4 protein-coding genes are annotated in these 5024 nt (G+C 37.4%); 3 read left to right on the top strand and 1 reads right to left on the bottom strand.

The window, feature by feature from the left end:
• The first annotated feature begins 163 nt into the window (after positions 1–163).
• Together rlmB and F6K54_RS40035 are read left to right on the top strand one after the other, a co-directional pair.
• Positions 164–1027 (top strand): 23S rRNA (guanosine(2251)-2'-O)-methyltransferase RlmB, encoded by an 864-nt coding sequence (rlmB, locus tag F6K54_RS40040; protein ID WP_293089910.1) that lies wholly within the window; start codon positions 164–166, stop codon positions 1025–1027.
• A gap of 441 nt (positions 1028–1468) precedes the next feature.
• On the top strand, positions 1469–1762 hold the full coding sequence (locus F6K54_RS40035) for a DUF1816 domain-containing protein (protein ID WP_293089908.1): 294 nt from the start codon (positions 1469–1471) through the stop codon (positions 1760–1762).
• A 994-nt stretch (positions 1763–2756) separates the two neighbouring features.
• Here the strand turns inward: F6K54_RS40035 and F6K54_RS40030 are convergent.
• Positions 2757–3578: an alpha/beta fold hydrolase gene (locus F6K54_RS40030; protein ID WP_293089907.1), complete on the bottom strand. Its 822-nt coding sequence runs from the start codon at positions 3576–3578 to the stop codon at positions 2757–2759.
• 220 nt (positions 3579–3798) lie between these two features.
• Between F6K54_RS40030 and F6K54_RS40025 the strand changes: the two genes are divergently transcribed.
• The gene (locus F6K54_RS40025) at positions 3799–4371 is read left to right on the top strand and encodes a sugar O-acetyltransferase (RefSeq protein ID WP_293089905.1); all 573 of its coding nucleotides are present in this window, start codon (positions 3799–3801) and stop codon (positions 4369–4371) included.
• The last annotated feature ends 653 nt before the right edge of the window (positions 4372–5024 follow it).

Raw genomic sequence — 5024 nt, 5'->3', positions numbered from 1 at the left:
AACCACCAACAGGAATAGTATAGTTCAATACTTTGGTATTTAATCAGTAAACCCTACTTACTTACAGATGTTAAATTAATTTTGCACAAGTACTTAATATTACCGAGGGCCTTCTGCTTCCTGCCCTCTGCCTTTCCTGATAAAACTAGATTTGATATAAGCTATGCCGATAAAACCTTCAAAATTTAACTCTCAAGACAAACCCCAAAAACAGAAATCAATTAAACTCAAAAGTAGGAACTCAAGCAACGATCGTGCAGAAAATACAAGGGAAGATGACGATCTAATCTATGGACGACATACTGTACAAGCAGCCCTCAAAAGTGAGCGTTCCTTAAACCGCATCTGGGTTATTCCGCCACTAAGATATGATCCCAGGTTTCATACATTGCTGAATGAGGCTAAAGCTAGAGGTACAATCATAGATGAAGTAGACGATAGACGCCTAGATCAAATTACCCACAGAAAAAATCATCAGGGTATTGCTGCTCAAATATCTCCTTACGAATATAAAGAGCTTGACGAACTAATTTTTCAAGCTAAATCTAAAACTGAGCAACCTATATTGTTAGTAGCTGATGGTCTCAATGATCCCCATAATTTAGGAGCCATTATTAGAACGGCAGAAGCTATGGGAGTACAAGGTTTAATTATTCCACAAAGACGAGCGGTAGGAATAACTTCGACTGTAACAAAAGTTGCAGCAGGAGCTTTGGAAAACTTTCCCGTAGCCAGAGTTATTAATCTGAGTCGTGCTTTGGAAGAATTGAAGAAAGAGGGATTTTGGATATATGGTACTGTCGCTGACAATGGGGATCTTATTCATACCGTAAAGTTTACAGGAGCTATTGTTTTAGTTATTGGTAGTGAAGCAGAGGGTTTAAGCCTTCTCATCCAAAAAAATTGTGATGCCTTAGTATCTATACCAATGTCAGGAAATACACCTAGTCTCAATGTATCAGTAGCAACTGGCATGGCCCTTTATGAGATCCATAGACAACGCTGGTCAAAAAGTTTGCGTATGTAGTAAAAAACATTGATAGTCCCCCTCGCGTCATGGTAGATGGGGATGAATAGCACTGCTTTATGGGAGCAAGATGCTCCCATTACGATCTACCATTGTCCTTAAGCAAAATAATTAAAATAGACTACCATTACAACGCAAAACCACCAAAATATCATTGAAAAAATAGAAATTGCGTAGTATAACAAAATAGAGAGAAAAACTATAGCTTAACATGGGTAAAACAGTTTTCTATAAGCTACTTCGTTACTACCAACGAGATAGATTTTGAAACTCCCAGTTCGCTATAATAAATACTCTTTATAATTTGTATAGTTTAGTTATCGATTCAAACTTTTCTTGATAGTTTGTTTAGAACTTTTGCTCTTAAAGTCACAAACATCGGCAAATGTTAGAATCAGTAACTTCAAAAGCAACTACTAATACAACGATAATTAACATAGTATGAAAGAAAGATTGGTAAACTTACTAAACTTATCTAGTCTGGATTGGTGGGTTAAAATTTTTACTGCTAACCCTCGTTGCACTTATTATTTTGGACCTTTTTTGACATCTGAAGAAGCAAGATCTGCTGAGGCTGGTTATATAGAAGATTTAAAAGATGAAGGTACTCAGGGTATTCAGGTGTTTATTGAACAGTCTAAACCTGTGGAGTTAACTATTTATGATGAATTGGAAAATAGTAGCGATACAAGAGTAGTAAATTCTGCTTTTAGTCCCCGAGCCTTATCCTTTTAAGGAAATTATAAATGAAGGCGGAAGGCAGAGGGCAGATGGCAGAAGGAATAATTGGATCGGGTTTTATACCCTTGTTCCCTTCGTTACCGAATTATTAATAATTAAATAATTCGCGCCTTGAAGCCTCCCCTTTTAAGGGGAAAAAAGCGGTCTCCGGATGGATGGGTTTCCTAACCATATCCAATCGACCAAGAGAAAAGAAATAATATCTCCTTATATTCAATTCCGTAACGGTTAAAACCCGAGGTAATTATCAATTATCCATTATCAATTATCCATTAATGAAGGGCATCTATGCTGGAGTCATAATTCCCTTCTGCATAAGCGTCTCCTGCCCTCTACCTTTCCTGATAACTCTTGATTTACTTTAATTTCAGTCTTGATATCTGTTTTCAGCAATGCCGATAAGTTATAAATAGGAAATTATCAATTTTTCTGATTTTTGACTTTGAATTTACCGAAAAATTGGGTTTAAAGCCTCCCCCTTTTAGGGGGACTTTATGTTATGCTTAAAAAAGCGGAAAGGTATTAAACCGCTCTAAAAACCTATAGCTACCGTTCCTTGTAGCGTTTGCACCTTGACTCCTAGAGTTATGGGGTTTTGTACACCGAATGCTTGTACTTAGGAATTGCTCTAAGCAACAAGTATCAGAGAACCAAAGCTTTTTTAAGGTTTGAACTGTACCGTAGGGCATAGGTCCACAGGCTCTTGGAATAGAGCAAACGCGCAGGCGTGAGAACCATCTCTGGGTTAGATGCCGCAAGGTGTTTAATTTAAGTGGACTCGTTGTTGGCGTAGCCTTGCGTCAGCAAACCAAGAATCCTGGTTTCAGGAGAATCTCCGCGCCTTTAGGCCGGAGAGTATGTCAATTTTATAGCACTACGCATTAAGGTTAGGAAATTTATAAATCCTGAAATCCTTTGATAGTTGGCTGTTCCCTATTCCCTATTCCCTATTCCCTATTCCCTAGCGCGTAGCGCTATACAAGAATTTCTAATATTTTTGGTGAAGCTGCATCCATTTTTTAATATCTGTTAGCACTTGCTGAGGAATCTCCCAAGGAAAAAGATGAGCGGTGTTAGGATAGCATTGCCAATGTGCATAATTAAGATGTAGAGCTGTTTCTTGACTGGACTCAGGTGTAATATGGCGATCGCTAGCTCCAGCTAATACTAAGCAAGGACATTGTATCTGTGGCAGCTCGCTCAATTTGTTATAGCCACTTCTTAAAGCTTGATTTAATGCTCGAGTGGCAAATTTAGAAGTTCGTAAATAGGCAGGAACTGCTTCTGTTGCTAAATATTTATAGGTAGCAGGAGTGTGTTGTTGAATGAGATATCTAAATAGCGATCGCTTACCAAAAGTATCAATATTCCATTGCCATCCAGGTATAAACCAATTTATGATCCCCGCTAAACCAGTATAAAGATTATCCTGCCAAGTAATCGGTGGATGATTACCTCTAGGTCTTGCTGCGGTACCTATTAAAATCAGACCTGCAACTTTTTCTGGGTTTTTTAGAGCTAACTCCATCGCAATAATTCCACCTAACGACCATCCTAATATAAAATATTTGGGAATCTGAAGTTGGTCTAGGAGTGTTTCTAAATCTACTAAATGTTGAGTAATTTCAAAGTCTTTTTTCGTATAACTTTTGCCATAACCTCTTAAGTCAGGAGCAATAGTTTGAAAGTTTTGGCAGAGGGAATTGGTAAAGACTGACATACATTGGCCCGAGCCTGGATGTCCGTGGAGGCAAAGAATGGGAAAACCTTCTCCTTTGACTTGAAAATTTAGTGATAATGATGAGACCATGATTATATTTTCTGTGATATTGTCTTTATTCGGTATTTCTGGAACGCATTATATTTGCTATTCCCAAAATAAATTTATATAGCTTACTTTGTTTTCAAGTCTGGTTAATGCAATTAAATTAAATCATAATAACAATAATTCAGATTAAAGATTTACTACAGCATATCCACTTTTTCCTTCTTCCTTTTTCCTTATTCAATCCTAATTACTAATCCCTGTTATGAAGTCAAACCAAAATCAAATGACAGAAAAGCAAAAAATGCTAAACGGGCAATATTATAATGGCTTTGATCAAGACTTACTAAAAGATAGACAAAGAGCTAAAAGTTTATGTCAACAATTGAATAATATTCCAGATGGTACTCAAGAAGAAAGGGTCAAAATTATCAAAGATTTATTCCAAACCGATCGAAATTGTTGGATAGAATCTCCTTTTAGATGTGACTACGGGTATAACATCCAAATTGGAGATAATTTTTATGCTAACTTTGGTTGTGTTATTCTTGACTGCAATATTGTTAAAATTGGTAGTAATGTAAAGTTAGGTCCTTATGTACAAATTTATACTGCTACTCATCCAATAAATGTGGCAGAAAGAATTGCAGGTAAAGGGATGGCTTATCCCATTGAAATAGGGGATAATGTTTGGATCGGAGGGGGTTGTATCATTCTTCCTGGTTTAAAGATTGGAAATAATACAGTTATTGGGGCAGGAAGTGTGGTGACAAAAGATATTCCTGAAAATGTTGTTGCAGTAGGAAACCCCTGTCGTGTAATTAAAGAAATTGAATGAATGAGAAAGAGTTTTTAAGTATACACAGTATTTACCGTGATTAACTCTATTTTGAAAACTGGCGTTGCATAAATGCGCTTGGGATTTTAATAGTTTTGTGGAATGGGCATCTTGCCCGTTCCTTAAGATCCCTGGTATGGGAGTAAGATGCTCCCACTGTTCTCGTTACAAAAATAATTACAATGCACCACCAATGAAAATGCACCACCACCGAAAAATTCTCCCTACTCCCTGCCTCCCCTATCTTTAACTATAGGACTTACGCATGAACACTATTGGTAGGGTGTGTTAGCGTCAGCGTAACTGAGCGAAACTCTATATATAGTGCCTTTGCGTAAGTCCTGAACTATACAGTAGATGCCAAGTATATAAAATACAGATATTAACAATTAAACGTTCCCAGTGCGGGCATCTTGCCCGCGACGGGTGTACCTCACCAAGGTTGGAATCCGCTGTATAAATTAGGTGGAGTAGTTCGTCATCTATCTAGGACTTGCTGATTAAATATCACGCGTCTTGACTGGTTTTGGTTTTACCCTTTTCAGGTACTAAGGGAGTACCAGCTTTTAGGTGGTAATGGTTCAAAAATCTAAGATTTTCGGCATTTCGAGGGGTAGAAAATCACTTTTACGATTCTTCTGACTACTTCTTCT

The sequence above is a fragment of the Okeania sp. SIO3B5 genome, from assembly GCF_010692555.1.
In the GTDB taxonomy this organism is placed as follows: domain Bacteria; phylum Cyanobacteriota; class Cyanobacteriia; order Cyanobacteriales; family Microcoleaceae; genus Okeania.
Note: the sequence above shows the minus strand (reverse complement) of the source record. Positions and strands in the feature narration are given on the sequence as shown.

Bases quoted from the DNA above. Each gene is read 5' to 3' on its own strand.
- rlmB (WP_293089910.1), top strand. From the start codon at position 164: ATGCCGATAAAACCTTCAAAATTTAACTCTCAAGACAAACCCCAAAAA.
- F6K54_RS40035 (WP_293089908.1), top strand. From the start codon at position 1,469: ATGAAAGAAAGATTGGTAAACTTACTAAACTTATCTAGTCTGGATTGG.
- F6K54_RS40030 (WP_293089907.1), bottom strand. From the start codon at position 3,578: ATGGTCTCATCATTATCACTAAATTTTCAAGTCAAAGGAGAAGGTTTT.
- F6K54_RS40025 (WP_293089905.1), top strand. From the start codon at position 3,799: ATGAAGTCAAACCAAAATCAAATGACAGAAAAGCAAAAAATGCTAAAC.